This window comes from Candidatus Acetatifactor stercoripullorum, from assembly GCF_944382095.1.
In the GTDB taxonomy this organism is placed as follows: domain Bacteria; phylum Bacillota; class Clostridia; order Lachnospirales; family Lachnospiraceae; genus Acetatifactor; species Acetatifactor stercoripullorum.
Map to the genome: position 1 here is coordinate 66,743 of NZ_CALWMU010000008.1, position 26,081 is coordinate 92,823.

The following is a 26,081-nucleotide window of genomic DNA, read 5'->3' on the forward strand; positions in this document are numbered from 1 at the left end:
AGGTGGTAGAATGAACAACAAGGAGCTTTTGGTGATCATTCCGGCTTACAATGAAGAAAAGAATATCGGAGCGCTTTTGGAGCGTCTGGAACAACCGGAGATCGGGAGGATTGCGGATATTCTGGTGATAAACGACGGCTCTAAGGATCGGACAGGCCTGATAGCCCGGGCCAGTAACCATATAGTGGTGGATCATGTGTTTAATCTTGGATATGGAAGCGGCCTGCAGTCAGGCTATAAATACGCCCTGCGCCATGGCTACCGGTATGTGATTCAGATAGACGGGGACGGACAGCACGATGTGGGGAATATTGCAGCCATATATGAAAGACTTAAGAAAAAAGACGAAAGGGGAGAATGCCCGGATGTGGTGCTGGGTTCCCGTTTTTTAAAGGACAGCGTATCCTTTCCGGTTTCCTTTGCCAAAAAGGTTGGGTTTGTGCTGTTTCGGCGGTTGATTTATATGGGAACAGGGAGGCATATAAAGGATCCCACTACAGGACTGTGGGGGCTTGATAAAAGAGTATTCTCCTTTTATGCGGGATACAGTCGCTTTGACGACAGGTATCCGGACGCCAATAAGATAATGGAAATGCTGCTGCTTGGCTTTCGGGTGGAGGAAATTCCCGCGGTGATGCACCCCAGAACGGAGGGTGTGAGCATGCACTCGGGGCTTAAGCCCTTTGTGTATGTGCTGCGTATGTTGTTTTCCATAGTGGCGGTGTGGATCAGAATCAAGCTGTTTCACATTGACACGGATGCTGTGGGCGAGGAAAGGAATTGATGGAGCGGATATTTTTAAGGCGCAGAGGCAATCGCAGATGGAGATTTTGTCCGGCAGATTTTACGGAAACCACGGAGGCTGTCTGTAATCCTGCCAGGGGATGGTATCAGATTTTCACCTTCTATGCGGAAAAGGAGCCGGATTTTAAAGAACTGGAATGGTGCATTGACAAAAGAGACGCTTTGGATTTGGTTAGGATAAATATCGGAGCCTTTCGGGACAGGAGTCTTAAGGCGGAGGGACTTGCGCGCATAGGAAGGATATTGTCTTTTTTCAGAAAAAACCGGTGCGATGTCATTTTGCGGATCGCCTATGACCATGAGGGAAAAGCCATGGAACGGGAACCCTTTTTCTTTGAGTGGGTGCTGCAGCACATAAAGGAGCTTGGAGAGGTGCTGCAGGAATATGGAGACATTATCTTTGTGTTTCAGGGGGTTCTTGTGGGAAACTGGGGAGAAATGCACACCTCCCGTTTCCTTGGAGCGGATAAGCTGCGCAGCATGGCAGAAGCCCTTGCTTCTGTAAAAGGAGGGAATACTTATCTTGCCGTGCGCAGGCCGGTGCATTGGCGCATGCTGCATCCCGAGGGCCTTGAGAAGGGAATTGGGGAAGCGGCTGCAAGGGATCAGATAGGGCTTTTTGACGACGGGATATTCGGCTCGGAAAGCAATCTTGGAACCTTTGGGGAAAATACCGGGAAAAAGCCGGGATGGCAGGAGCCATGGGGGAAAAAAGAAGAGCTTTTATTTGAAGGAAAGCTGTGCAGAACGGTTCCCAATGGGGGAGAGGCCGTTTTTGGAGAATCTTTTTACAGACAGCTGACGCCCCAGAAAGTGCTGGCGGAGCTTGCACAGATGCGGATCACTTATCTCAACAGGACATATGACCAGAGGCTTCTTACGCTTTTTGGACAGTGGGAATACAGCGCGGGGGGCGTCTGGCAGGGAAAAAGCGTCTTTGATTATATCGGCGGTCATATGGGGTATCGCTTTGTGATTCGAAAGGTGAAGGCAGTTTTCAAAAAGGAGGGCCCGGGATTGGAAATTACGGTGCAAAACAAGGGCTTTGCCCCGCTTTATCAGGAAGCGGAGCTGTTTGTTTTCACCGAGGATAAAATGGGACCGGGGCAGAAAAAGAAGCTTACGTGGGATATGCGCAGCCTGGACCCGGGAGAGGAAAAAACTTTTTTTTGTGACATTTGGCCTGTAGAAGGCCCGTTTTTTCTGGAAATGAAAAGAAAAAGGGACGGAGCCGTCATTCGCTTTGCCAACAGCTGTGACAAAAGGGGGAGGATAAGGCTTGGAACCCTGGAGGTAGATTCATGATTACAGGTTATTGGCTTTTGGAGTATGCAAAGGTGCTTTTTGCCTATCTGTTTGTGATGTTTATCTGGCCGTCGGTGGTGTTTCGGGGAGTTTTTAAGGGAAAATCCCTGACCTTCCGTTTTTCCTTCTGCGTGGCGGGACAAATCCTGCTTTTCAACACAGTGGTGCTCTTGCTGGGCCTGCTTCACATTTTGAAGCCGTGGATATTTTGCGGTCTGTTTTACGGCGTGTTTCTTTTTTCTATCTGCAGAGGCATAAAATTTGAGGAGAGAGAGAAGAGGGCCCTTCGGCACTTGTTTACGGGAACCTATGGGAAAAAGCTCTTTTTCCTGCGACTTTGGGAAAAAATGAAAGGAAGCCTGCTTGCAGGGTGGAGATGCTTTCGAAGGACGCTTGGGGGACACGTATTGGAATATGGGCTTTTGGCCGTTCTGCTTGTGTATGCCATGATTTATTTCAGCTATGGAGCCTTTCAGGATTATTCCTTTGGGTCCGGGGATTTGTATGTCCATAACGCCTGGATATACGGGCTGACGGAGGGACAGGTTTTTTCTGCAGGGGTGTATCCCGAAGGAATGCACTGCTTTGTTTACGGGCTGCATACGCTCTTTGGCATAAAGATATACAGCTGCCTTCTTTTCCTTGGGGGAATTCATGTGACGGCGTTTCTGGTGTCGGCTTATATTCTGATGAAGGAAATTTTCTGCTGGAGATTTACGGCGCTGTGGGTTCTGACGGCTTTTTTGACCGTGGACGTTTTGTGCGTTGACGAAATTTTCAGCATGTCCCGCCTGCAGTGGACGCTTCCCCAGGAATTTGGTCTGTTTACGATCTTTGCCTGCGCGGCCTTTCTTGTGAGATATTTAAAGAACGCGGGCCAAAGGCAGTGGAGGGGAAAGAGCACCAGGTTTTGCTGGGATGAGAATCTGCTTTTGTTTCTTATGTCCCTTGCGGCCTCTCTTGCGATCCATTTTTATCCCACCATTATGGCCTTTTTCCTGTGCGTGTGCTTTGTGCCGGTGTTCTGGCACAAAATTTTCCGCCCCAGATATTTTGTTCCTCTTTTGTCAGCAGTGATCTGCGGCTTTCTGATCGCGGTGATACCTATGGGCGGCGCCCTGGCCTCGGGGATTCCCTTTCAGGGCTCCATCGGCTGGGCTATGAGCGTGATCAATGGAGAGGAGGAAAGCGCGCAGGAGGAAAACGCGCAGGAGGAAGCGTCAGAACTTTCCCCGGAAGAAGCCGGGGAGGCCCTGGACGGCCAGACCGGAGGAGAGAGCATGGAGGGGGAAGCTGCCCATGGTCAATCTGCCCTTGGGCAGATGGCAGAAGAGCAGACGCAGACCGGGAAAGAAGCAGAGAGCCTTTCAGAGAAGCTTGAAAGCCTTGGGAATGCTTTGTGGGAGAAGCTTTGGACTGTGTATCAAAAGGGCTATGTGACGTTATACAGAGAGCAGAGGGCGCAGTGGATTGCAGGCGCAACGGCTCTTGCAGTGCTCTTGTGGGCTGTATGCCGGATCATTTTGCTGTTTGTGAGGCTTATTCGCAGAAAGAGGCCCGCAGAAAAAAGCTTTTTTGACGGATATCTTGCAATCGCCCTTGCCTCTGTGCTGTATATGACAATGTACTGCGCCTCCAGTGTCGGACTGCCCCAGCTGGTAGAGGGCGCAAGGCTTTGTTCCACGGAGCAGCTGCTGATTCTGGCTGTAATGGGAATTGGGCCGGATGTGCTTTTTATGCTTACAAAGCCTTTTGTCCCGCAGCTTATTCTGAATCCGGCGTCGGTGCTTTTGGCCGGGGCAATTTATGTGGGAACCATGCTTACGGGAAGCTTTCACGGCTATTTATATTATGAGCTGACCCGCTATAACGGTGCGGTGCTTGCTACCTGCTCTATTGTGAATGCCCTACCCGAAGAGACCTATACCATAGTGTCCCCTACGGAGGAGCTCTATCAGGTGATCCAGTACGGCTGGCATGAAGAGCTGATTGATTTTGTCAACAAGAGCCGGACAAAGGAGTACACCCTTCCCACGGAGTATGTGTTTTTATATGTGGAAAAGAGGCCCATCCAATCCTCCCAGAGCCATTTCTTTACAGGGCCCAGGTGGCTTGCCTGGGAAAAGTATCCGGCCTATTTTCCCTCCAATGTAAGTCAGTGCCCGCAGATTTTGTCGGCGTCTCTTACGGGAGAGGAGAGGGCGCAGGACAGAGTCTTTGTCAGTCATTCCAGCACTTATTCCGATCTGGAATCCAGAACCTTGGTGGAGGAGGCGGCAATGGAATGGTGTGAGGAATTTGACAGGCTTTACCCCGGGGAGCTGAAGCTTTATTACGAGGATGAGTCTATTGTGTGCTATTATTTCAGGCAGAATGTGCAGAGCCTGTATCAGCTGGGAATTTTGTATCAGGAGGATGCCGGATGAGTGACGGTGTGCGCAGGCTCCAGCGAGGTTTGTCTCTTTTATTGGCGCTTTTTTTGCTTGGAATGTTCGGACTCTTTGGAGTGCGGATTTATTTTGAGCTGAGAGGCCATGGCAGAGTCCATACCCAGAGCGCCGTTTTTACGGAATCCGCAAAGGAGCTTAAAAATCCAAACAGGGGCTTTTATCATATTCATGGGTTTCGGATTGTGGATGAGGAGACGGATTTTCAGAAGGAGATTTTTGAAAGGTTCCGTCAGGATACGGATACAAGCTTAGCCCTCATAGAAATCAATCTCCAGCAATACGCCAAAGGGGAGATTTCCAGCCGGGGACTTGCCAATATCCGTGCTCTCTTTGAAGCGCTCAGTGCCACCGACAAGCAGCTGATCATACGCTTTTTATATAACTGGGATGGGGAAACCACACAATCGGAACCAGATGATCTTAGTATTATTCTGGGGCATATGGAGCAGCTTGGGCCCATTTTAAAGGAGTACGAAAAGGAGGTTTTTCTCTATCAGGGCCTGTTTACCGGGCGCTGGGGAGAAATGAACGGCACAAGCTTTTCGCAGCCTGGGGCGTTTAGAGCCCTTGCAGAGGGCTTGGCCCAGGCAGCTCCACTAAGCGCCTATCTGGCAGTGAGAACGCCGGCACAATGGCGAAATATTACCGGAATTGCAGATCCGGCCAGGGTGCAGCCAGGGGATGGCACCCTGGCCTCCAGACTTGGTCTGTTTAACGACGGAATGCTGGGAAACCAGGGGGATTATGGAACCTATGGAGCATCCTCCAGGGTGGAGCAGGGAGCTTTTTCCCCCTGGAACAGGGAGGAGGAGCTTGCCTTTCAGGACCAGCTGTGCAGGATAGTGCCCTTAGGAGGAGAAGTGATCAACGATAATCCCTATAATGATTTCGAAAATGCCCTGGAGGATTTTTCCCGTATGCACGTAACCTACTTAAACAGGGATTATGACGCGCAGGTGCTGGATAAATGGGCGGAATATGTAGCTTGTGAGGAAGGCTGCTTTCAGGGGATGGACGGTCTTTCCTATATGGAAAGACATTTGGGGTATCGTCTTGTGCTGCGGGAGGCATCCTTTACTTATGACTGGAAAAGAGACAGCTTAAAGACCTATGTGACCATACAGAATGTGGGCTTTGCCCCCTTGTACCGGGAGGTGCAGGTGCAGCTTACATTTCTAAGCACATCCAATGACAGGGTGTACAGCTATGAGATAGAACAGGATTTGAGGCAGCTTTGCGGCGGCACGCAGGCCAAGGACTCACAGGTACTTTCCAGGGAGGTATCCCTTTGGGGAGAGCAGACGGGAAGCTTTCAGGTGTATCTTGACATTACGGACCGGCTTTCCGGGCAGCGTATCCTTCTGGGAAATGAGAAAGAGCCGGAGAAGTACGGATATTTTATCGGCGAGGTAGAGCTTGGAGCTGCGGAAACGTTTTGGGAGGAAGAAAAGCTTGAAGGGCAGACAGATGTTTGACGGGGAGAAGGAAATTGATTTTGTGGTAACCTGGGTGGACGGCAGTGATCCGGCCTGGCGCAGACAAAGAAACTTGTACGGGCAGGAGATGGGAAAAGGGGCTGAAAAAAGGGATGCAGGCGAGGAACGCTACAGAGACTGGGAGCTTCTGCCCTATTGGTTCAGAGGTGTGGAAGCCTTTGCGCCCTGGGTTAGGAGGATTCATTTCGTTACCTGGGGACATCTTCCGAAATGGCTGAATGTGGATCATGAAAAGCTTCATGTGGTGAGACATGAGGACTACATTCCCAAGGAATATCTGCCTGTTTTTAACAGCAATGTGCTTGAAGTTTATCTGCACAGGATAGAGGGGCTTGCTGAACAGTTTGTATACTTTAATGACGATATGTTTTTGATAAAAAAAGCGGACCCTGAAGATTTTTTCAGAGGAGGGAAGCCCTGTGATATGCTGGCCTTCCAGCCGGTGGTGGCAAATCCTGAAAATCCTGTAATGTCCCATTTGTTTTTGAACAATACGCTGGTGCTGGCCAGACATTTTTCAAAAAGGGAAAATGTGCGGCTGCAGCCGGGAAGCTATTTTAAACCTGGCTATCCGCCCCTATACTTTTTTTACAATCTGCTGGAGCTTTCCTTTCCCTTGTATACGGGATTTTATACGGTGCATGGGCCTTCTCCTTTTTTAAAGAGCACTTTTTTTGAGGTGTGGGAAAAGGAGGGAGAGGCTCTTTGCGAAATGTCGGCCCACCGTTTCCGCAGCGAAAAGGATCTGACGCCTTATCTGTTTCGGGAATGGCAGAAGCTGTCGGGGAATTTTTTCCCCTGTAATGTACAGCAAAATTTTGGGTATTTTGATATCTCGGAGGATAACAGGAAGCTTGTGCAGACGGTGAGAGGACAGAAAAAGAAGCAGATTTGTATCAATGACGCCCGGTTTGCGGGAGACTTTGAACAGATAAAGGTGGAGCTTTCGGAGGCATTTGCACAGATACTGCCAAAGCCCTGCTCCTTTGAAAGGTAGAAATCTGGAGGAAGCGTTGTGACGAAGAAAAGCAGGACGGAATACTCGGCGCGCAATACCACTGTGGCTATTGTGGCGAGAATCATAGCTATTTTGGCAGGCTTTTTAACCAGAGTGGTATTTACCCATACGCTCAGTGAAAGCTATGTGGGAATCAACGGGCTGTTTACGGATATTTTAAACATATTGTCCCTTTCGGAGCTTGGAGTGGGAACGGCCATCACCTGTGCCCTGTACAGGCCTATTGCCGAGGAGGATCTGGAGCGCCAGAAATCTCTGATGCGCATGTATCGAACCTTTTATCGTGTGGTGGCGGCCATTGTGCTTGTCTGTGGACTTATGGTGCTGCCTTTTTTGGATGTGCTGATCAAGGATGGGGCAGGCATTGAGCATATTACGTTTATTTATCTGATGTACCTGTTAAATTCCGTGCTGTCCTATCTGCTGGTATACAAAAAAACCCTGATCGACGCGCATCAGCAAAGCTATATAGGCGTTTTGTATCAGACCGGCTTTTTGCTGCTGCAAAACGCGCTGCAGATAGCGGCGCTTCTGCTTACAGGAAACTTTATCCTGTTTGTAAGTATTTTGATTTTGTGCACTTTGGGAAATAATTTCTGTATTTCCAGAAAGGCGGATAAAATGTATCCCTATCTGCGCCAGAAGAATGTACAGAGGCTTCCCAGGCAGGAGAGAAAGGGGATATACAGAGATGTCCGCGCCATGCTGATGCACAAGGTGGGCAATGTGATTGTGAACAATACGGACAATCTGCTTTTGTCCTCCATGGTGGGGATTGCCAGCGTAAGCTGCTATTCCAATTACTATCTGATCATTGGCTCTGTGCGCCAGGTGTTAAACCAGATGTTCCAGGGAATTACCGCCAGTGTGGGCAATCTCGGAGTGGAGGAAAGCACAGACCGGGTCAGGCGGATTTTTGAGGCCGCCTTTTTTGCAGGACAATGGGTGTTTGGGCTGGCGGCTGTGTGCCTGTATGAGCTTATAGATCCTTTTGTGGCGCTGAGCTTTGGAGAACAATATGTGTTTCCAAGAGAGGTGACGTTGATTCTCTGCCTTAATTTTTACCTGACGGGAATGCGTCAGGCCTGCCTTGTATTCCGGGATTCCATAGGACTTTTCCGGTATGACAGGTATAAATCCCTTGCGGAAGCGGCGATCAATCTGGCAGCCTCCGTTATTTTGGGAAGGAGCATGGGAACTGCCGGGATTTTTATGGGCACTATGATCAGCACGGTGACCACTTCCCTGTGGGTGGAGCCTTATATGCTTTACAAGCATCATCTTAAGACCTCCGCGAAGCCCTATTTTCTGCGCTACGGGCTGTATTCTGCAGTGACCCTTGTACTGGGGGCGGCGGCCGATGGCCTGTGCGGCCAGATCACAGGCCCCCTTTCTATGGTTCTTGTATGCAGGCTTCTTATCTGTGTTTTTCTGGTGAATTCTGGATATCTGATTCTCTATTGCCGCAGGCCGGAATTTAAGCTGCTGGTGCGCAAGGGACGAATGCTTGCAGGCAGGTGGAGGCAGAAAAGAAGGGCTTCCCAGGAAGACGCTCTTGCACAAAAGAAGGATTTCGGTCCACAGGAGGCGGGTCTTCTGAACCTGTTAAAGGAAGCGCTGGGAGAAGAGGAAAGCACTGATGAAAGACCTGAGTATCAATGGAGCAGCCTCTTGCAGACGGCCAGACTTCACGGAGTGCTTCCCCTTTTGTTTCTTGCAAAGGGGCAGACAGGCCAGGCTCCTGAAGTGGTGCGGGAAGAAATTCTGGAGGCGGCAAGAAAAACGGTTATGCAAAGCTATCGGCTTCTTTTTCTGAGCAAGTATCTGATCGGCACGCTGGAGAAGGAGGGAATACGGACGGTGCTGTTAAAGGGAGCGGCCACGGCTTCCTTTTATCCGGAGCCGGAGCTTAGAAAGTCCGGGGATGTGGATCTGCTGCTGCTTTGTCCAAACGAGCTTGCCCGGGCATGCGCCGTGCTGAAGAAAAAAGGCTTTTGGGTAAAAGAAAAGCAGACTGCCTTGCACCATGTGGTGTTTTCCTCCAAAGAGGGAATCGAAATAGAGCTGCACACCATGCTGGCCGAGCCCTTTGATCATGAGCGCATCAACAGATATCTGGAGGAAAAGCTCCGTGAATGTGGAGAGCATGTGTACAGAAAGGAGCTTATGGGAGTAGAGCTTCCTGTTTTGGAGGATGCCTTTCATGCTTATGAGCTGCTGCTTCATATGCTGCAGCATTTTCTGAGGGCGGGCTTTGGGTTAAAGCTTTTGTGCGATTGGACGGTGTTTTGGGGAAGGTGCGTATCCCAAACCCAGAAAGAGCAATACCTTTGCCTGGTGAAGGAAAGCGGACTGAAGGGCTTTTCTGATACGGTGACCCTGGCATGCTGCGCCTATCTGGGACTTGCCAGAGAAAGGGTGGAGTGGATGGAACTTCCGAAAGAGGGCTGTGAAAGGGAATTCATGGAAGAGATTCTGGAGGCGGAGGAATTCGGAAAATCCGCTGCGGATCGTATGGTGGCGCTCAGGGAGGCGGGACTTAGAGGCTTTGCCAGAGAATTTCACCATCAGATGCGGCTGAATTTTCCAAGAGCGGGAAGCGTGTTTTTCATCTGGCCTGCCCTCTGGACAGTGACGCTTGCGCGTTTTCTGCTCAATAACCGCAGAATACGCAGGGTGTCCGGCTGGTCCATCCTGAAGAAGGCAAGGCAGAGAAGCCGTCTGATGGCAGGCTTGAGGCTGTGGAAAAAGTAAAGTGATTGACATATATTGATTGACTAGTGTATTATATTAAGTAGATTATGAAGACTGTAAAGGTGTGGGAGGTATTGGTTGATGGAAAAATATGAAATGCCTGTAGTGGAAATTGTGGATGAAGTCAGCGAGGGCGTGTATCTGGCCAGTGGTGATTGCTATACGGTAAATGCCGTGATTACGCAGACACCGCAGATGGGACGGGGCGATTACCGGATTCAGGTAGTGGGAGCCCATAATGCGTCAGATGGACATCACAGCGGCGCGCAGGTGCTGACATTGTCCTTCAATCAGCCGGTGACCTATGTGTCATCGGGCGGAAGTCTGGCCGGAGGAGACGGCACCAGCGCCATTTCCATTTCTTACGGTTATCACAACAATGCCCAGGATAATGTAGGGCTGGGAGATGTGGTGGTGCAGGCGGATTCCGGTCTTGCCATTACAGGTGCACAGCTGAGCTGTAATTATGACTGCGGGCAGCATTGACAGACATGACAGGCATTGACATACATGAAAACAGACGGGGGAACGGCTGGCTTTGGCCGTTCCCCCGTTATGCGTATGCCTGGCGGCGCACGTTGCCCACTGCATTTTCTGACCCAGAGGCTGGCATTGTCAGAGGCCGGAAAGAGCCTGTATTTCTTCCTGGTCAAGCAGTACGCAGCGCTTGTCACGAATGGCGTATACAGCATCGCAGATGGCAAGCACACTGGGTCTGTGGGTTGTCACGATACAGGTGCGGGGATAAGCATCCCTTGCAATATTCTGAAGAATTCTTTTTTCAACAGCGGTATCCAGGGCAGAGGTGGCCTCGTCCAGCAAAAGAATAGGGGCATGGCACAACAGCGCCCGGGCAATGGCAAGCCGCTGGGCCTGACCCTCAGAAAAGCCTCCTCCCCGCTCTCTGATATAGCTGTGGATGCCTTCCGGAAGCGCTTCTACAAATTCCCAGGCACATGCCGCCTCCAGGGCGGCAATGATTTCCTCATCCGTGGCCTGGGGCTTTACATTGCGCAGATTTTCTGCTATGGTGCCGGAAAACATAGTGTTTCCCTGGGGCACATAGGAGAAGAGCCTGCGGGTGGAGGGAGACAGGGGCAGAGAAACCCCGGATTCCCCACTGCCTGCAAGCAGAAGGGCTTCTCCCGATACCGGGCGAAGCAGCGCAAGCATCAGATGAAGCATTGTGGTTTTCCCTTCCCCGGAGGGCCCCACCAGGGCCGCAATCTGGTGGGGACGGGCAGTAAAGGAAGCATCCTCCAATACATTTACGCCCTGCCGGTAGGAGTAGGTCAGGTGGCTGAAATGGATGGAAAAGCCCTCTGCGCCGTATTGCTTTAAAAACAGAGAGGTTTCCTCAGTATGACTGTAATCCTCTTTTGGCATATTCAAAATATCCATGAGCCTTCCTGCAGAGGTGGTCAGGGAGATGGAGGTGGGAACCAGGGAAATTAAGTTGTTTAAGGCACCGGTCAGGGTCCCGGACATGGATAGAAACAGCGTCATGGTTCCGTAGCTGATGGCGCCGCTCCAGACCCGGTAAATGCCCCAGCCGTAGGAGCTGTAGGACACGAGCAGTCCCACCGCCGTCATCAAAAGAGAGGTAAAGAGGGACATTTTCTGAAAATCCATTTTCATGGAGATATATTCTGTCTGCAGATCCTTTAGCCGTTTCACATACAGAGGAACCATGTCAAAGGCCTTGATGGTGCGCAGATTGGCAAAGGATTCCTGGTTGAATCCCGACATTTTTGCATTCATGGCCGCGCTCTTTTGGTTATTGTCTGTCATGCGTTTTAACAGCCTGCGGGACACGGCGGCGCCAAAGGGGATGCCAAGCAGGGCAAAGAAGGCGAAGGAGGCGTCGTGGTAGACAACAATGGCAAAGGCGCTGATAAACCGGAACAGGTAAATGATCAGATTTGGGAGAAAATTTAACACCCCAGAAGCTATATTGGAGGTATCCTGGCTCCAGCGGGTCAAAAGATCGCCGGTGTGGTAATGGGCTATGGATTCCAGATCCACTACCAGCATTTTTGAAAAAATATCCGCCTTGATTTCCGTGTCCACCTTCATGCTGATCCAGGAGGAGGCATAATTGCAGAGCTGATTCATCAGGGCGCTGCCCATGCCAAAGCCGATCATCAGACAAAAGGTTTTAAGCAGCTCACCGGTCTGACGGCCGGTGATAATGTCCACCAGATTTTTGGAGATAAGGCTGGAGCCCAGGGAAACCAGTGTGCCCGTAAGACCCAGAAATGTATAAAAAATCATGGCCCCCCAATAACGTCTGGCGTACCGGTAAATCCATTTTGTCTGCCGCCACATATCCTTCAGCAGGCCTTCCTGTATCCTCTTTTTGATATGCTTTATCTTTTCAAACATTTTTTCTCTCATTCTGCCGCGCGGACGGCTTTGTAATCAGAAGGGAATTTTAATTTTCAATCTGCATTTCCAAATAGCTGTCGATGGCCTGTTTGATCACATAAACGGCGGAGACCTCCTTTGTACAGTGCAGTCTGCAGATGAAAATATGGGGCAGCAGCCTGCCCGCGAAGGATAGATTAGCCTCCTGCTGCTTTTTGTTCCAGGCCGGCGATATGAACCGCTGCATCACAAGAAGCTGTTTCTGATCCTCACTGAGGGCTTCTATATAATTTTTTTCCGCCTGTCTGAGGAGGATAATGCCTCCTAAGGGGTAGGAGCCCGTATTGCTGATTCCGGAGGTCCCGCACCAGGGAAGCCCATGAACGAAGGGGGTTTCCCCATCCATGGCAAGAAGATTTAAATCCCCGTTGATGAGGGGAGCCTGAAGGACTTGGTTCCAAAGCCCGGTATGTGTGGATTTGCCCGTTCCAGAGGGAGCGGCAAAGAGCCATGCCCTGCCCTGGTAGAGCAAAGAAGCGGAATGAATCACCGCCATGTGATGCCTTTGGGAAAGATACAAAAAGCCCAGCCGGATGGCGTGAAACAGATTTTCCCGAAAGGCATCCGTAAAGGGCGGACGGCAGTAAAAGGTCATCAAAGAGCCGTCCCTTGTTATTCTCGCTTCCCAAATATGACGAAGAGCGGGGAACAGGAAGATATATTCTGCCTCCCCCTCCATAACCACCAGATCACTGCTTCGCAGAAGCACGGCGCCGTTTGGATGCTTTGCAGGCATGCGGCACAGCACCCTTATCCTTTGGTGCACATTTTCGCATTTTTGTACGGCAAAGGGGAGAAAAAAATCTGAAAATGCACCGGCAGGACCCCTTAATTCCAATATAAGGCCTCCGATTTTGATCTGCCTGTAAAAGGAGACGGGGCTGTCCGGTCTTGCCTGTGAGGATTCTATAATCCCATGGGCCTGCAGGATATTCAAAAATTGTTGGATGTCTTTTCGAAGCCCCGGCAGCAGGGCGCTGTCTGCATGGAAATGAGAGGCACATTTGGAAACCAGCATATCTTCCGTACAGTCCTGCTTTAAAAGCTCCCAGAGATAGACGCCGGTTTCGTTGATTTTGATTCCCCGCCTGTGATCGGCAATTCCCTGCCCGAAGGGGAGAAGATAGGGGATTCCCGATATATGGCATAACATATAGTCCTTGCTTCGCTTCATTTTTTCCTCCGATTTCAGTATAAGGGCATTATAGCATTCCTGAAGTAAAAATGCTATAATACTTCATACAAGCAGGCATGATAAAGGGCGGAAACAGGGGAAGGATCGGAAGGGGAGCAAATGGGCATGGAGCAGAAGAATGCAGAAAAAAGGGACATAGGGCAAAGACACATGGAACGGAAAGAAAAGGAGCGGGGGGCGAAGGCGGATATCGAAAAACTGCTGGAGGAAGGGAACCTGATCAGGATTCACCCAAAGGGCTTCAGCATGTATCCCCTTTTTGTGCCGGAAAGGGATGAGGCGGTGATCGGCCCCCCGGACATAGCGAAGCTCAAAAGAGGGGATGTAGCCCTTTACCGGAGGGAAAGCGGCAGACTGGTGCTGCATCGCATCTGGAAGCGGAGGGGCAATGAATTTTATATGCTGGGAGATAATCAAAAGGAAATAGAAGGGCCTCTTTCAGGGGGACAGATCAAAGGCATTCTAAAAGAGGTAATCCGCAGAGGACACCGGTTTTCTGTGAAAAACCCCATTTACAGACTGTCTGCCGGGATATGGCTTTTTTTCCGCCCAATCCGCCCCTTTTTCTGGGGCGTTTTGGCGAAAATACGAAAAATTAGATCCTCCTAAATTCGGGAGTGCGTTTTTCAAAGATGGTGTAATACCGAAAACCGCAATCCAGCAGCACTTTTCCCGCCCGGTCGAAGTCGGCAGCCATGCTCTGCGCGTTGTGGGCATCGGACCCGACGGTGACGATTTCTCCGCCAAGCTGTCTGTAGCGCTTCAGGATATCCGTACAGGGATGAAGATCGGAAAGTCCTCTCTTTAGCCCCCCTGTATTTACCTCAAGCCCCTTTCCGCCCTCGATTAACGCTTCCAGAATCTGATCGAGCACTTCCCTGTATCCGGCGTAAGAATAGCCCTGATCCTTGTTTGGGCCGTAGCGGACCACATAATCCAGATGGCCGTACACGTCAAAATTAGAGTGCTTCCTAATATTTTCCAGAATGGATTCAAAATATTCCAGATAGGCTTCCTCCTGCGTGCGCCCTTCAAAAAAAGAAGGGAAGTAGGGGTCTCTCCCGTGGCACAAGTGGGAGGAGCCGATGATAAAGTCGAAATCATAGGACTTTGCATATACGGCGTCCTGCCGCATAAGCTGCGGCTGCAGGCCCAGCTCTACGCCAAAGAGAACCTTGATTTTGTCAGCATATTTTTCCCGATACCGGATCAGGTCATAGAGATAGGCGTCGGTGTTTAATAAAAACTGGGAGCCGTCTCCATCGGGGGAGGGCGGATATTCGAAATCATTGTGCTCCGTAAAGCAGATTTCCGTAAGTCCCAGGGAAATTCCTCTCAGGATCATTTCCTCCATGGGAGTGGAGGAATCCCCGGAAAAGGAGGAGTGCAGATGAAAATCAGACGTAATGGGCATAATTTTTTCCTTTCCTGTAAAAACTTTTAAAAGCGTACATCCACAGTATATCAAAAATCCGGTGAAAAGCCATATGAAATCTAAACAAAGTGTAAAATTTACCCAAAACCGGTAATTATTTTTTATTTACATCTTGAATTCTCCATGGGAATTAGGTAAAATGGATTTGCTGATAAAATTTTGACAATCTGACAGGGTTTTCCCGCGGTTTTTCCGCCGGTGCCAGGGCTTAAGGATCGTCAAAAGATATAAAATTAATATTTTAGGAGGAAACTAAAATGGCAGTAAGAGTAGCAATTAATGGTTTTGGCCGTATTGGTCGTCTGGCATTCAGACAGATGTTTGATGCGGAGGGATATGAAGTGGTAGCGATCAACGATCTGACAAGCCCTAAGATGCTTGCACATCTGTTGAAGTACGATTCTTCCCAGGGTGTTTACAAATATGCAAGCACCGTAGAGGCAGGCGAGGACTGCATCACCGTTAACGGCAAGACCATCACGATTTATAAAGAGGCTGATGCAAGCAAGCTTCCCTGGGGAGAGCTGAAGGTTGATGTTGTTCTGGAGTGTACAGGCTTCTATACCTCCAAGGAGAAGGCATCCGCACATATCACTGCAGGCGCCCGCAAGGTTGTTATCTCTGCTCCCGCCGGCAATGACCTTCCTACCATCGTATATAACGTAAACCATACCACCTTAAAGCCGGAGGATACCGTGATCTCCGCAGCTTCCTGTACCACCAACTGCCTGGCTCCCATGGCTAAGGCACTGAACGACTGCAGACCTATCATGAGCGGTATCATGACCACCGTTCACGCTTACACCGGCGATCAGATGACTCTGGACGGACCTCAGAGAAAGGGCGATTTGAGAAGAAGCCGTGCAGGCGCATGCAACATCGTTCCTAACTCCACAGGTGCAGCTAAGGCAATCGGCCTTGTTATCCCTGAGCTCAACGGCAAGCTGATCGGCTCCGCACAGCGTGTTCCTACCCCTACAGGCTCCACCACGATTCTGGTGGCAGTTGTAAAGGGCGCTGTTACCAAGGAAGAGATCAATGAGGCTATGAAGGCTGCTGCTACAGAGTCCTTCGCATACAATACCGATGAGATCGTATCCTCCGATATTATCGGAAGCACCTACGGCTCTATCTTTGACGCTACCCAGACCATGGTTGCTCCCATGGAGGACGGCAATACCCAGGTACAGGTTGTTTCCTGGTATGACAATGAGAACAGCTACACCTCTCAGATGGTTCGTACCATCAAGTATTTCAGCGAGCTGAACTAAGCTGTTTTTACAGAAAAATAAGCAAGACCTATCAGGGTCCGGTCTTAAAGGGCCGGACCCTTAATATTTGGAGGTAAAGGAAATGGGCTTAAATAAGAAATCAGTTGACGACATTAACGCAAAGGGAAAAAGAGTGCTGGTGAGATGTGACTTTAACGTTCCTTTAAAGAACGGGGAGATCACCGATGACACCCGTATTGTGGCGGCGCTGCCCACCATTCAGAAATTGATTAACGACGGCGGCAAGGTGATTCTCTGCTCTCATCTGGGCAAGGTGAAGAATGGCCCCAACGAAGGAGAGTCTCTGGCGCCTGTTGCAAAAAGACTTTCCGAAAAGCTGGGCAAGGAGGTTGTGTTTGTATCGGATTACAACGTAACCGGCGAGGCCGCTGCCAAGGCTGTGGAGGCAATGAAAGAAGGGGATGTGGTTCTTCTGCAGAATACCCGCTTCCGTGGAGCTGAGGAGACCAAGAACGGCGAGCAGTTCAGCAAGGAGCTGGCTGACCTGGCTGATATTTATGTTTGCGACGCATTTGGCTCTTCCCACAGAGCGCATGCTTCCGTTGCAGGCGTGACCAAATTCATCTCCGCAAAGGGCGGCGAGAATGTAGTGGGTTACTTAATGCAGAAGGAGATCAATTTCCTGGGCAATGCGGTTGAGAATCCCGTGAGACCTTTTGTTGCAATTTTAGGCGGTGCAAAGGTGGCTGACAAGCTGAATGTAATCTCCAATCTGCTGGAGAAATGCGATACCCTGATCATCGGCGGAGGCATGGCTTATACCTTCTTAAAGGCACAGGGATATGAGGTGGGCAAATCTCTGGTGGATGATGAGAAGATCGGCTACTGCAAGGAAATGATGGATAAGGCTAAGAAGCTGGGCAAAACCCTGCTGCTTCCGGTTGATACCACCATTGCGGCAGATTTCCCCAATCCTATCGACGGTCCGGTGGAGGTATCCTATGTGGATTCTGACAAGATTCCTTCCGATATGGAGGGACTTGATATCGGACCTAAGACCTGCCAGCTGTTTGCAGATGCAGTGAAATCTGCAAAGACCGTTGTATGGAACGGACCTATGGGTGTATTTGAGAATCCTACTCTGGCAGCGGGAACCATCGCCGTTGCAAAAGCCCTTGCAGAGACAGACGCAACCACGATCATCGGCGGCGGTGATTCTGCGGCGGCAGTAAATCAGCTGGGATTTGGCGACAAGATGAGCCATATTTCCACCGGCGGCGGCGCTTCCCTGGAATTCCTGGAGGGCAAGGAGCTTCCCGGCGTGGCAGCAGCGGATGACAAAGAGTGAGCGGAGGATAATCAAATGGCAAGAAAAAAGATTATTGCCGGCAACTGGAAGATGAATATGACACCCAGCCAGGCGGTGGAGCTGATCAACACCTTAAAGCCCCTGGTGGTGAATGAGGATGTGGATGTAGTTTTCTGCGTACCGGCCATTGACATTATTCCGGCCATAGAGGCAGCCAAGGGCACCAACATTGTGATTGGCGCGGAGAATATGTATTTTGAGGAGAAGGGAGCCTTTACCGGGGAGATTTCTCCTGAAATGCTCACAGACGCGGGCGTAAAATATGTGATCATCGGCCACTCTGAGAGAAGAGAATATTTCGCAGAAACCGATGAAACTGTAAACAAGAAGGTTTTAAAAGCCTTTGAGCACGGCATAACGCCAATTATCTGCTGTGGTGAGACCCTGACCCAGAGGGAACAGGGGGTTACCATTGACTTTATCCGTCAGCAGATTAAGATTGCGTTTTTAAATGTGACGGCCAGTCAGGCGGCGTCAGCCGTGATCGCTTATGAGCCTATCTGGGCTATCGGTACAGGCAAGGTTGCAACTACAAAGCAGGCTCAGGAGGTATGCAAGGCAATCCGCGACTGTATCGCTGAAATTTACGATGCAGAAACGGCGGAGGCAATCCGGATTCAGTACGGCGGTTCCGTATCTGCTTCCAGCGCGCCGGAGCTGTTTGCACAGCCGGACATTGACGGCGGACTGGTAGGCGGCGCGTCCTTGAAGCCGGATTTCGGCAAGATCGTGTGCTATAATAAATAAGCAAAAGAATTCATAGGAAGAGGACATTTTTCAGGAGGAAAGCTGAGAAATGTCCTCTTCATAAATTATGCTGGCAAAAGACGAAAAAAGCCGGTGAACGGCAGGGTAAGCAAGGAGGGGCACAGTTGAATCAGATATTGCTTTTAGAGGATGATGAGGCTTTGGGGCGGGGAATTGGCATGGCCCTTGAAACGCCGGATTGTACAGTTACCTGCTGCGGTACGCTGCGCCAGGCGGCGGACCTCTTGTTAAAACAGCGATTTGAATTGTTAATACTGGACATTAATCTGCCGGATGGCAGCGGATTGGAGCTGCTGCAGTCATTGCGGAAGGAAGGAAACCAAACGCCTGTCATTCTGCTCACCGCCAACGATCTGGAGCTGGACGAAGTCACAGGTTTAGAGGCGGGAGCGGACGACTACATCACCAAGCCTTTTTCCCTGGCAGTGCTCCGGGCAAGGGTGAACGCTCAGCTGCGGCGGTCAGGCCCGGTGCAGTCTGAGAGGGTGGAGCTGGACGGCTTTGTCTTTGACTTCTCCCGCCTGGAATTTTCCAAGGATGGAACGCCCATTGAATTGTCCAAAACGGAGCAGCGGCTGCTGCGTCTGCTGGTGGAAAACCGGGGCCGCACCCTGCCCCGTGATCTGCTGCTGGAGCGGGTGTGGGACGGGGGCGAGTTTGTGGATGAGAACGCCTTGTCCGTGGCGGTGCGCAGGCTGCGTGCCAAGCTGGGAGAGGCACCTATTAAGACGGTGTATGGGGTGGGCTATGCCTGGGAGGTGGGGAAATGACCGCCCTGACCTGGGGCCTGACCGCCTTGGCTGCCGCCTGCATGGCCTTTGGAATCTGGCAGTGGGTGGCCAGACGGCGCATGATACAGCAGCTGAACCAGATGCTGGACAGTGCCATTGCCGGCGGTTTTGTTGAGGACAGGTTCGATGAGACAGAGATGTCCGCCTTAGAGAGCAGGCTGGCCAGGTTCCTGCGAGGCTCTGCTGCCGCCAGAAAGGCAGTGGAAGGGGAACAGGCGGCGGTAAAAACCCTCATCGCTGATACTTCCCACCAGACCCGCACCCCTATCTCGAACCTGCTTTTGTATGCCTCCCTGCTTTCCGAGAGTGATCTGACCCCGAAACAGCGCGAGCAGACACAGGCCATCACAGCCCAGGGAGAGAAGCTGTCCTTTTTGATTCATGGGCTGGTGAAAGCCTCCAGACTGGAAGCTGGCATCGTGGCTCCGCTTCCGGCCCATAATCCGGTGGGGCCGCTGCTGGAGGGAGCGGCAGAGCAGGAGGAACGTGGGGCGCAAGCCAAGCAGATCACCCTCAGGGTCATGCCATTCCAGGGCGATGCAGCCTTTGATCCCCGTTGGACAGGTGAGGCACTGGGAAATGTGGTGAACAACGCAGTGAAGTATACCCCGGCCGGTGGAACAGTGATCATCTCCGCCCAGATGCTGGATTCCTTCTGCCGGGTGGATGTGGCGGATACCGGCCCGGGCATCCCGGAGAGTGAGCAGGCTGAAATCTTTAACCGTTTTTTCCGGGGCAGGGACGCCTGCACTGCACAGGGATTGGGCCTTGGACTCTACCTTGCCCGGGAGATATTAACCAAGCAGGGTGGTTATATTAAGGTGACATCAAGACCCGGGGAGGGGTGTACCTTTTCTTTGTATCTGCCAAGAGAAATACAGGACGCTGGAGGGGAAAAGTGAAGGCAGGAATCTTTCCATTTTGTTAGATTTGAGAAAGGGCCTGGAAAGATTGTTCTGGTAAAGTCTGTATTGTTGAAAGACAGTACAGACTTTTTCCAGGAGGAATATTACTATGACAATTTTGGAAACCAAGGATCTGAAAAAATATTATGGCAGCGGGGATACGCTGGTAAAGGCTCTGGATGGAGTCAATCTAAGGGTGGAGGACGGAGAATTCGTGGCTATCGTGGGCACCTCAGGCTCCGGCAAGTCCACGCTGCTCCATATGCTGGGCGGTCTGGATCGTCCCACCAGCGGTTTAGTCACCGTGGACGGAAAAGACATTTTTTCCCTGAAGGATGAGGCTTTGACCATTTTCCGCCGGAGAAAGATCGGCTTTGTGTTCCAAAGCTACAATCTGGTGCCGGTGCTGACGGTATATGAGAACATCGTTCTTCCCATCCAGCTGGATGGAGGAAAGGTGGATGAGGCCTATGTAAAGGAGGTCATTACTGCCCTGGGGCTGGAGAAGAAATTGAACAATCTGCCCAGTCAGCTCTCCGGCGGCCAGCAGCAGAGGGTGGCCATTGCCAGAGCCCTGTCCACTAAGCCCGCCATTATTCTGGCTGACGAGCCCACTGGCAACCTGGACAGCTGTACCAGCCAGGACGTGCTGTCCCTGATGAAGGTCACAGGACGGAAATTCGCCCAGACCATGGTGATGATCACTCACAACGAGGAAATTGCCCAGCTGGCAGACCGAATCGTCCGCATCGAGGACGGCCGGATCGTGACGCGGTAAGGAGGTGGGCTCATGAACGTGAAAAATGGCAAATGTATCAGACATCTGGCTCTGAAAAGCTTACAGGCCAGCCGCACCCGAAATCTGATTGCAGTGGCGGCTATCGCCCTGACGGCAGTGCTGTTTACCAGCCTGTTCACCATCGCCCTTTCCATCAATGAGGGCTTTCAGCAGTCCAACTTCCGCCAGGTGGGCGGATTCTCCCACGGCGGGTTCAAGTATCTGACCAAAGAGCAGTTCGAGGAATTAAAAGACGACCCCCTCATCGACCAATGGGGGGTGCGGCGCTTCCTGGGCATGCCTATGGATGCGCCCTTCCATAAATCCCATGTGGAGATCAGCTATTCTGACGCCGCAGAGGCTCACTGGCAGTATTGTGACCCAGTGGAGGGCTCCCTGCCCCAGGAGGGCACTGATCAGGCCGCCACCGACACTCATGTGCTGGAGCTGTTGGGCATTGAGCCGGAGATCGGGGCCAAGTTCACAATCTCTTTCGATGTGGACGGCAATCCTACCACCCAAACCTTTACCCTGTCCGGCTGGTGGGAGTACGACGAAGCCATCGTAGCCAACCATATTCTCATTCCGGAGAGCCGGGTGGATGAGATTCTGGCAGAGACCGGCGTGGACCCAAACAATCCTGCTGACGGCATGACCGGAGCCTGGAATATGGATGTGATGCTGAAAAGCGGCTCCCGGCATATCGAGCAGGACCTGAACCAGATTTTGGAAAACCATGGCTATCAGAATGAGGAAAGGGGAGACAACTACATTGACATTGGTGTCAACTGGGGCTACACCGGGGCGCGGCTTTCAGATGCGGCAGACCCCACAGCTATTGCCGCCATCGTCGCTGTGGCGCTCCTTATCATCTTCACCGGCTACCTTATCATTTATAACGTATTCCAGATTTCCGTGGCCGGGGACATTCGGTTCTATGGCCTCTTAAAAACGATCGGCACTACGCCCAGACAGCTGCGGCGGATTATCCGTCTCCAGGCCCTGGCCCTCAGTATTGCCGGTATCCCAATAGGCCTGGTGCTGGGCTGGTTTGTGGGAGGGCAGCTGACGCCGGTGATTGTGGAACGGCTCAATGGAGTGATAGCGCCTACCTCCCAGAACCCCCTGATTTTCATCATTGCAGCCCTGTTCGCCCTGTTCACTGTGCTGCTTTCCTGCCGCAGGCCGGGGCGGATGGCGGCTAAGGTTTCCCCGGTGGAGGCGGTTCGCTACACCGAGGCCGGAAGTAAGAACCGTGCCAAAGGCCGCAGGGCCAGAAAGGTAAGTCCATTTACCATGGCCTGGGCCAACCTGGGCCGCAGCAAGGGGAAAACCACGGCGACAGTGATTTCTCTTTCCCTGGCGGTGGTGCTGCTTGCTGTGACCGTCAATTTCACCGGCGGCTTTGACATGGATAAGTATGTGTCCAGCTTTACGGCCAGCGACTTTATTGTGGCAGATGCGGCCAAATTTCAGACCTCTACCGCAGGCTTCAACACTGATATGGGCGTGCCGCAGACGGCAATGGATCAAATAAAGGCCCAGGGAGGCATCACAGACAGCGGCGTTGTGTATGGCCAGACCTCTCAAATGCTGGAGTATGTGGAGGAGGATTACTTCCGGCAGTTAAACCAGTATTTTTATACGCCACAACAGCTGGATAACCTGATACGCCTTACGGATCGGAACGAGGAGGGCCTGCTGGCGGCTGGTATCCAGCTTTCCGGTATGAGTCCCTTCGCCTTGGATCACCTTACTGTGCTGGAAGGGGATTTGTCGGCCCTTTATGAACCGGGCAGCCGCGCCATTGCAGCCGTATACTCCGAGGACGACTATGGCAACGCCGATATGGACTCTCACTGGGCCGGATTGGGAGATATGGTAACCCTTCGGTATGTGGAGGAGTTGGAATATTACGACCCCGATACCGGGGAAATCTACGGAGACTATGAGGATGTGCCCCAGGGAGCAAATTTTGTGACCCGGCCTGTGAAATTCCGGGATGTAGAGTATGAAGTGGCTGCCCTGGTGACAGTGCCCTCGGCCCTTTCCTACCGTTACTATGGCAGCGACGAGTTTATTCTCAATGATGAGACATTTGTAGCCGATACCGGCACGGATTCCGTTATGTACTATGCCTTCGATATCACCGATGACGCCAACGCCGCCATGGAGGAATTTCTGGCCGACTATACCGAAAATGTGAATCCTGCCCTTGACTATGAAAGTAAAGCTACCTACGCCGGAGAATTTGAAAGTATGCGCACCATGTTCCTGCTGCTGGGCGGGGCGCTGAGCTTCATCGTTGGCCTGGTTGGGATACTGAATTTCTTTAACGCCGTTCTCACCGGCATTATCGCCAGACGGCGGGAGATGGCGGTACTTCAGTCCATCGGCATGACGGGAAAACAGCTGCGGGCCATGCTGGTGTGGGAGGGGCTGCTGTACGCCCTGGGGGCTGCGGTACTGGCCCTGGTTTTGACCGTTGCTCTGGGGCCGGTGGCTTTCCGGGCGGTGGAAGGGCTGTTCTGGTTCTTCACTTATCGGCTGACCCTGATGCCTTTCCTGCTGGTGATTCCCTTATTCGCCCTGCTGGGAGCAGGTATCCCTGTCCTTACCGTTCGATTGGCGGCCAGACACACCATCGTGGAACGCCTGCGGGAAGAATGAGACAGCTTAGTGTTTATTGAATACGGATGCTCCAAATCTGCGCCCGGACAGCTTCATGCTGTCCGGGCGTTTTTACGGTACGATGTCCGGTTTAACCGGCGTTGGAAATACCATTTTGATCAGCTTCCTGGTAAAATAAGGAATATCCTGTAAATATCACTTCTGTGTAACCTTTGCGGCGCAATTCCTCGGCATATTCGGTAAGGTGATTTCTCACAATATAATTGTACCCGTCCTGTATTTCCGGCAGACTGCCGCAGACATAGTAATCACTGTCCAGTGTGTGGATATCATACCGGACGTCATAGGGAGATGCCAGTGTACTGAGCATATAATAGACGACGGGTTCGGCCATATAGGTGCCTTGATTCTGAAACTCCGGGTGCGCCTCCAGATATTCTACTGCCTCGGTCACTAAGATGTCGAAATGGGTAAGAGGGTTGGTTTCAGCAGTATAAGCGCCCATGTAGTAGTAGAATCCAAAACGGGCGAAACCCACCAGATAGAATGCCGAAAATGCCGCAGATAAACTGATTTTCAGTATTTTTTTTCTGCTTAAAAAGCAAAGCAGACTCTGCAGGCCGCAGACTGTTATGGCAACCACAGCAAAATAAATCCCGCTGATACGGTAGCCGATGGGTTTTAGATTACAAAAGAGAAGAAAAATAATCAAAAACCATAGGAGCACATAAATGCTGCCTACATGCTTCCTTTTCGCAATACTTCTCCATGCCTTCCAAAGCAGACTGCAGAATCCGATGAAAAACAGGGGAATCGATAAAATATAAAAATTGAAGAAGCCCGGAGCCGATGTATAGGAAAGCTCATTTCCGATAAAAACCATCCGGAGCATTGATAGGAATTTGGAAAAGTCGAAGCCGGTAAACTCACTTACTCTGTACATGTTCAGTTTGGTCAGAGTAAAGCATCCAAGCTTCATTTCCGGCAGATCAAATATATTGATAATCTGAATCAGAATCAGAGGAAATGCCAGGACAGCCATAGGGACGGCCATGGCAGCCCAGCCACGAAGGGAAAATCTTTTCACCCAGAGAACATAAAAAAGACTTATTGCCAGAAACAGTGGAAGCACAAAGTAAGTCAGGGCATAAGTATACAACAGCAGTCCACCTGACAGCCCTGCACCGATATAGTACCTGACTTTTCCAGTCTCTGCAGCACAGAGGAAAAGGTACAGAAAAACGGTAGATGCTCCCAGCATCAGATAGCAGTCAATGCCAAGGCGTCCCTGTAGAATAAGGGCTGGGCAAATGGTGAGCAGTATACCTGCTGCAAGGGCCGGCATATATTTTCCGGGGTACAGCTTTTCTGTAATCTTGACTCCAAAGAACAGAGTTAATGATGAAAATAGAATTGATGGAAGCCGTACCAGAAAAGAATGGTATCCGAATATACGAAAGAGTGCGGCACAAAGATATGCGTACAATATGCTTTGCCCGCCCCCGTAATTTGTTAGATACAAGGGCCAGGAATTTAAATATCTGTCTACTCCGTACTGCGAAAGACACCAGGCATCATATGCCATTCCTGCCTCGTCGTAATGCAGTCCAAAGGGAATTATATCAATGCGCCAAAGTCTTGTGATTAGAAATATCAAAAATAAAAAACCCAGGGCAATATGATATAGTTGTTTGCTTTTCACGTTTGTAAATCCCCTCTCTTGATATAGATTTCCCTGTCAGGGGATAATCATAAAGCGTTTTATGGTAAATTCAACTTTATTCTAGCAAGCTCTGATATGTATGTCAACGCTGACCATTGGGTTAGAACCGCAGGAAGCTGTTTTACTCTATAAAAAAATGGAAAGTATACTTGACATTTCTGCGTGTTGCAGTTATACTACAAATGTAAAGCAAACTTTCCATAGAAAGGAGGTCCGTTATGAAAAACAGATTAGAAGAGCTGCGAAAGGAGCGTGGCATTAAGCAGGAGGAGCTGGCGGCCATACTTGAAGTTTCCCGCCAAACCATTGGTTCATTAGAAAATGGCAGGTATAATCCATCTATTTTATTGGCATTCAAAATTGCAAAATTTTTTGGATTAAGCATTGAAGAGATTTTTATTTACGAGGAGGAAGCAAAATGAAGAAATCCACAAATTATATCATCGTCATAATTGGCATCGTTCTGGTGGCAGCGGGCTTATATTTGTTAAAAAGTGTAGAAAATCCCAGCCAGCTTCTGACTGCGCTGCCATATGTCTGTATCGGGTTTGGATGCGGTATTTTCGGACATGGAATGGGCAGTCTGATTGCAGACAAGGCTGTCAAAAGCGATCCCAGCGTACAAAAGCAGATGGAAATTGAACAAAATGACGAGCGGAATATAGCAATTTCCAACAGCGCCAAAGCAAAGGCTTATGACATCATGACATTTGTATTTGGGGCATTGATGGTTTCCTTTGCCCTTATGGGAGTGGATATTGTGCCCATTCTGCTTTTGGTTTTCGCTTATTTATTTGTACATGGATGTGCAATTTATTATCGTCTTAAGTATGATAAAGAAATGTAAAGATGTTGGGGTCAAAAGGTCTCCCAGTCAAAAATCGTCAGAATTGTTTGCGGCTTCGGAGTCAAGTTGCTCCAGAAATCGACAAATTTGCTAAATGCGTTCCAAAAAATCCGAACTCGCTGCGCTCAAACAAGCGGATTTTTTTCTCACAAC

General features: G+C 50.6%; 21 protein-coding genes. 17 read left to right on the forward strand and 4 right to left on the reverse strand.

What is annotated here, in order from left to right; genetic code table 11:
- The first annotated feature begins 10 nt into the window (after positions 1–10).
- From SHK35_RS03905 to SHK35_RS03935, 7 genes are all read left to right on the forward strand, one after another.
- A complete protein-coding gene (locus SHK35_RS03905) occupies positions 11–784 on the forward strand; it encodes a glycosyltransferase family 2 protein (RefSeq protein WP_318702542.1) in 774 nt (257 codons plus the stop codon).
- Positions 784–2,109, forward strand: coding sequence for a DUF4874 domain-containing protein (locus SHK35_RS03910; RefSeq protein ID WP_318708679.1), 1,326 nt, complete (start codon positions 784–786; stop codon positions 2,107–2,109). Before SHK35_RS03905 ends, SHK35_RS03910 begins: the two co-directional genes overlap by 1 nt.
- A complete protein-coding gene (locus SHK35_RS03915) occupies positions 2,106–4,535 on the forward strand; it encodes a hypothetical protein (protein WP_318708680.1) in 2,430 nt (809 codons plus the stop codon). The genes SHK35_RS03910 and SHK35_RS03915 overlap by 4 nt, the downstream gene beginning before the upstream one ends.
- A complete protein-coding gene (locus tag SHK35_RS03920; protein ID WP_318708681.1) occupies positions 4,532–6,034 on the forward strand; it encodes a DUF4832 domain-containing protein in 1,503 nt (500 codons plus the stop codon). Before SHK35_RS03915 ends, SHK35_RS03920 begins: the two co-directional genes overlap by 4 nt.
- Positions 6,012–7,052 carry a Stealth CR1 domain-containing protein gene (locus tag SHK35_RS03925; RefSeq protein WP_318708682.1) on the forward strand — a complete coding sequence of 347 codons (1,041 nt, stop codon included), beginning with the start codon at positions 6,012–6,014 and terminating at the stop codon, positions 7,050–7,052. Before SHK35_RS03920 ends, SHK35_RS03925 begins: the two co-directional genes overlap by 23 nt.
- An 18-nt stretch (positions 7,053–7,070) precedes the next feature.
- The gene (locus tag SHK35_RS03930) at positions 7,071–9,827 is read left to right on the forward strand and encodes a nucleotidyltransferase family protein (protein ID WP_318708683.1); all 2,757 of its coding nucleotides are present in this window, start codon (positions 7,071–7,073) and stop codon (positions 9,825–9,827) included.
- An 81-nt stretch (positions 9,828–9,908) separates the two neighbouring features.
- Positions 9,909–10,313, forward strand: a complete 405-nt coding sequence (locus SHK35_RS03935; protein WP_318708684.1) for a hypothetical protein — start codon at positions 9,909–9,911, stop codon at positions 10,311–10,313.
- A gap of 129 nt (positions 10,314–10,442) precedes the next feature.
- Here SHK35_RS03935 and SHK35_RS03940 read toward each other — a convergent pair whose 3' ends face one another.
- Both SHK35_RS03940 and SHK35_RS03945 read right to left on the reverse strand, forming a co-directional pair.
- On the reverse strand, positions 10,443–12,212 hold the full coding sequence (locus tag SHK35_RS03940; protein WP_318708685.1) for an ABC transporter ATP-binding protein: 1,770 nt from the start codon (positions 12,210–12,212) through the stop codon (positions 10,443–10,445).
- Between the two features lie 49 nt (positions 12,213–12,261).
- Positions 12,262–13,428, reverse strand: a complete 1,167-nt coding sequence (locus SHK35_RS03945; RefSeq protein WP_318708688.1) for a PqqD family protein — start codon at positions 13,426–13,428, stop codon at positions 12,262–12,264.
- A gap of 126 nt (positions 13,429–13,554) precedes the next feature.
- On the opposite strand from SHK35_RS03945, the gene SHK35_RS03950 reads away from it, so the two are divergent.
- Positions 13,555–14,058 (forward strand): S24/S26 family peptidase, encoded by a 504-nt coding sequence (locus SHK35_RS03950; protein WP_318708690.1) that lies wholly within the window; start codon positions 13,555–13,557, stop codon positions 14,056–14,058.
- Here SHK35_RS03950 and SHK35_RS03955 read toward each other — a convergent pair.
- Positions 14,045–14,863, reverse strand: coding sequence for a histidinol-phosphatase HisJ family protein (locus SHK35_RS03955; protein ID WP_318708691.1), 819 nt, complete (start codon positions 14,861–14,863; stop codon positions 14,045–14,047). The two genes, SHK35_RS03950 and SHK35_RS03955, sit on opposite strands and share 14 nt — an antisense overlap.
- A 278-nt stretch (positions 14,864–15,141) precedes the next feature.
- Here SHK35_RS03955 and gap point away from each other — a divergent pair, with 278 nt between their 5' ends.
- The 7 genes from gap to SHK35_RS03990 all read left to right on the forward strand — a co-directional run bounded on the left by gap (position 15,142) and on the right by SHK35_RS03990 (position 23,397).
- Positions 15,142–16,155: a type I glyceraldehyde-3-phosphate dehydrogenase gene (gene gap / locus SHK35_RS03960; RefSeq protein WP_318708692.1), complete on the forward strand. Its 1,014-nt coding sequence runs from the start codon at positions 15,142–15,144 to the stop codon at positions 16,153–16,155.
- A gap of 82 nt (positions 16,156–16,237) precedes the next feature.
- Positions 16,238–17,464: a phosphoglycerate kinase gene (locus tag SHK35_RS03965; RefSeq protein WP_318702527.1), complete on the forward strand. Its 1,227-nt coding sequence runs from the start codon at positions 16,238–16,240 to the stop codon at positions 17,462–17,464.
- Positions 17,465–17,479: 15 nt separating this feature from the next.
- A complete protein-coding gene (gene tpiA, locus SHK35_RS03970; protein ID WP_318702526.1) occupies positions 17,480–18,232 on the forward strand; it encodes a triose-phosphate isomerase in 753 nt (250 codons plus the stop codon).
- A 125-nt stretch (positions 18,233–18,357) separates the two neighbouring features.
- Positions 18,358–19,023, forward strand: a complete 666-nt coding sequence (locus SHK35_RS03975; RefSeq protein ID WP_318708693.1) for a response regulator transcription factor — start codon at positions 18,358–18,360, stop codon at positions 19,021–19,023.
- Positions 19,020–19,946, forward strand: coding sequence for a sensor histidine kinase (locus tag SHK35_RS03980; RefSeq protein WP_318708695.1), 927 nt, complete (start codon positions 19,020–19,022; stop codon positions 19,944–19,946). The genes SHK35_RS03975 and SHK35_RS03980 overlap by 4 nt, the downstream gene beginning before the upstream one ends.
- 112 nt (positions 19,947–20,058) lie before the next feature.
- The gene (locus SHK35_RS03985) at positions 20,059–20,727 is read left to right on the forward strand and encodes an ABC transporter ATP-binding protein (protein WP_318702522.1); all 669 of its coding nucleotides are present in this window, start codon (positions 20,059–20,061) and stop codon (positions 20,725–20,727) included.
- A gap of 12 nt (positions 20,728–20,739) precedes the next feature.
- Complete coding sequence (locus SHK35_RS03990; protein ID WP_318708696.1) at positions 20,740–23,397, forward strand: ABC transporter permease; 2,658 nt, start codon at positions 20,740–20,742, stop codon at positions 23,395–23,397.
- Between the two features lie 91 nt (positions 23,398–23,488).
- Here the strand turns inward: SHK35_RS03990 and SHK35_RS03995 are convergent, their stop codons facing one another.
- Entirely contained in the window at positions 23,489–24,943 is a 1,455-nt protein-coding gene (locus SHK35_RS03995) for an ArnT family glycosyltransferase (RefSeq protein ID WP_318702693.1), read from the reverse strand.
- Positions 24,944–25,299: 356 nt separating this feature from the next.
- Between SHK35_RS03995 and SHK35_RS04000 the strand changes: the two genes are divergently transcribed.
- Positions 25,300–25,503, forward strand: a complete 204-nt coding sequence (locus tag SHK35_RS04000) for a helix-turn-helix transcriptional regulator (RefSeq protein ID WP_318702520.1) — start codon at positions 25,300–25,302, stop codon at positions 25,501–25,503.
- Entirely contained in the window at positions 25,500–25,928 is a 429-nt protein-coding gene (locus tag SHK35_RS04005) for a DUF6442 family protein (protein ID WP_318702519.1), read from the forward strand. The genes SHK35_RS04000 and SHK35_RS04005 overlap by 4 nt, the downstream gene beginning before the upstream one ends.
- Positions 25,929–26,081: the final 153 nt, after the last annotated feature.

Coding starts and splice junctions, on each gene's coding strand:
- SHK35_RS03905 (WP_318702542.1), top strand. CDS start 11: ATGAACAACAAGGAGCTTTTGGTGATCATTCCGGCTTACAATGAAGAA.
- SHK35_RS03910 (WP_318708679.1), top strand. CDS start 784: ATGGAGCGGATATTTTTAAGGCGCAGAGGCAATCGCAGATGGAGATTT.
- SHK35_RS03915 (WP_318708680.1), top strand. CDS start 2,106: ATGATTACAGGTTATTGGCTTTTGGAGTATGCAAAGGTGCTTTTTGCC.
- SHK35_RS03920 (WP_318708681.1), top strand. CDS start 4,532: ATGAGTGACGGTGTGCGCAGGCTCCAGCGAGGTTTGTCTCTTTTATTG.
- SHK35_RS03935 (WP_318708684.1), top strand. CDS start 9,909: ATGGAAAAATATGAAATGCCTGTAGTGGAAATTGTGGATGAAGTCAGC.
- SHK35_RS03940 (WP_318708685.1), bottom strand. CDS start 12,212: ATGTTTGAAAAGATAAAGCATATCAAAAAGAGGATACAGGAAGGCCTG.
- SHK35_RS03945 (WP_318708688.1), bottom strand. CDS start 13,428: ATGAAGCGAAGCAAGGACTATATGTTATGCCATATATCGGGAATCCCC.
- SHK35_RS03950 (WP_318708690.1), top strand. CDS start 13,555: ATGGAGCAGAAGAATGCAGAAAAAAGGGACATAGGGCAAAGACACATG.
- SHK35_RS03955 (WP_318708691.1), bottom strand. CDS start 14,863: ATGCCCATTACGTCTGATTTTCATCTGCACTCCTCCTTTTCCGGGGAT.
- gap (WP_318708692.1), top strand. CDS start 15,142: ATGGCAGTAAGAGTAGCAATTAATGGTTTTGGCCGTATTGGTCGTCTG.
- SHK35_RS03965 (WP_318702527.1), top strand. CDS start 16,238: ATGGGCTTAAATAAGAAATCAGTTGACGACATTAACGCAAAGGGAAAA.
- tpiA (WP_318702526.1), top strand. CDS start 17,480: ATGGCAAGAAAAAAGATTATTGCCGGCAACTGGAAGATGAATATGACA.
- SHK35_RS03980 (WP_318708695.1), top strand. CDS start 19,020: ATGACCGCCCTGACCTGGGGCCTGACCGCCTTGGCTGCCGCCTGCATG.
- SHK35_RS03985 (WP_318702522.1), top strand. CDS start 20,059: ATGACAATTTTGGAAACCAAGGATCTGAAAAAATATTATGGCAGCGGG.
- SHK35_RS03990 (WP_318708696.1), top strand. CDS start 20,740: ATGAACGTGAAAAATGGCAAATGTATCAGACATCTGGCTCTGAAAAGC.
- SHK35_RS03995 (WP_318702693.1), bottom strand. CDS start 24,943: ATGGCATATGATGCCTGGTGTCTTTCGCAGTACGGAGTAGACAGATAT.
- SHK35_RS04000 (WP_318702520.1), top strand. CDS start 25,300: ATGAAAAACAGATTAGAAGAGCTGCGAAAGGAGCGTGGCATTAAGCAG.
- SHK35_RS04005 (WP_318702519.1), top strand. CDS start 25,500: ATGAAGAAATCCACAAATTATATCATCGTCATAATTGGCATCGTTCTG.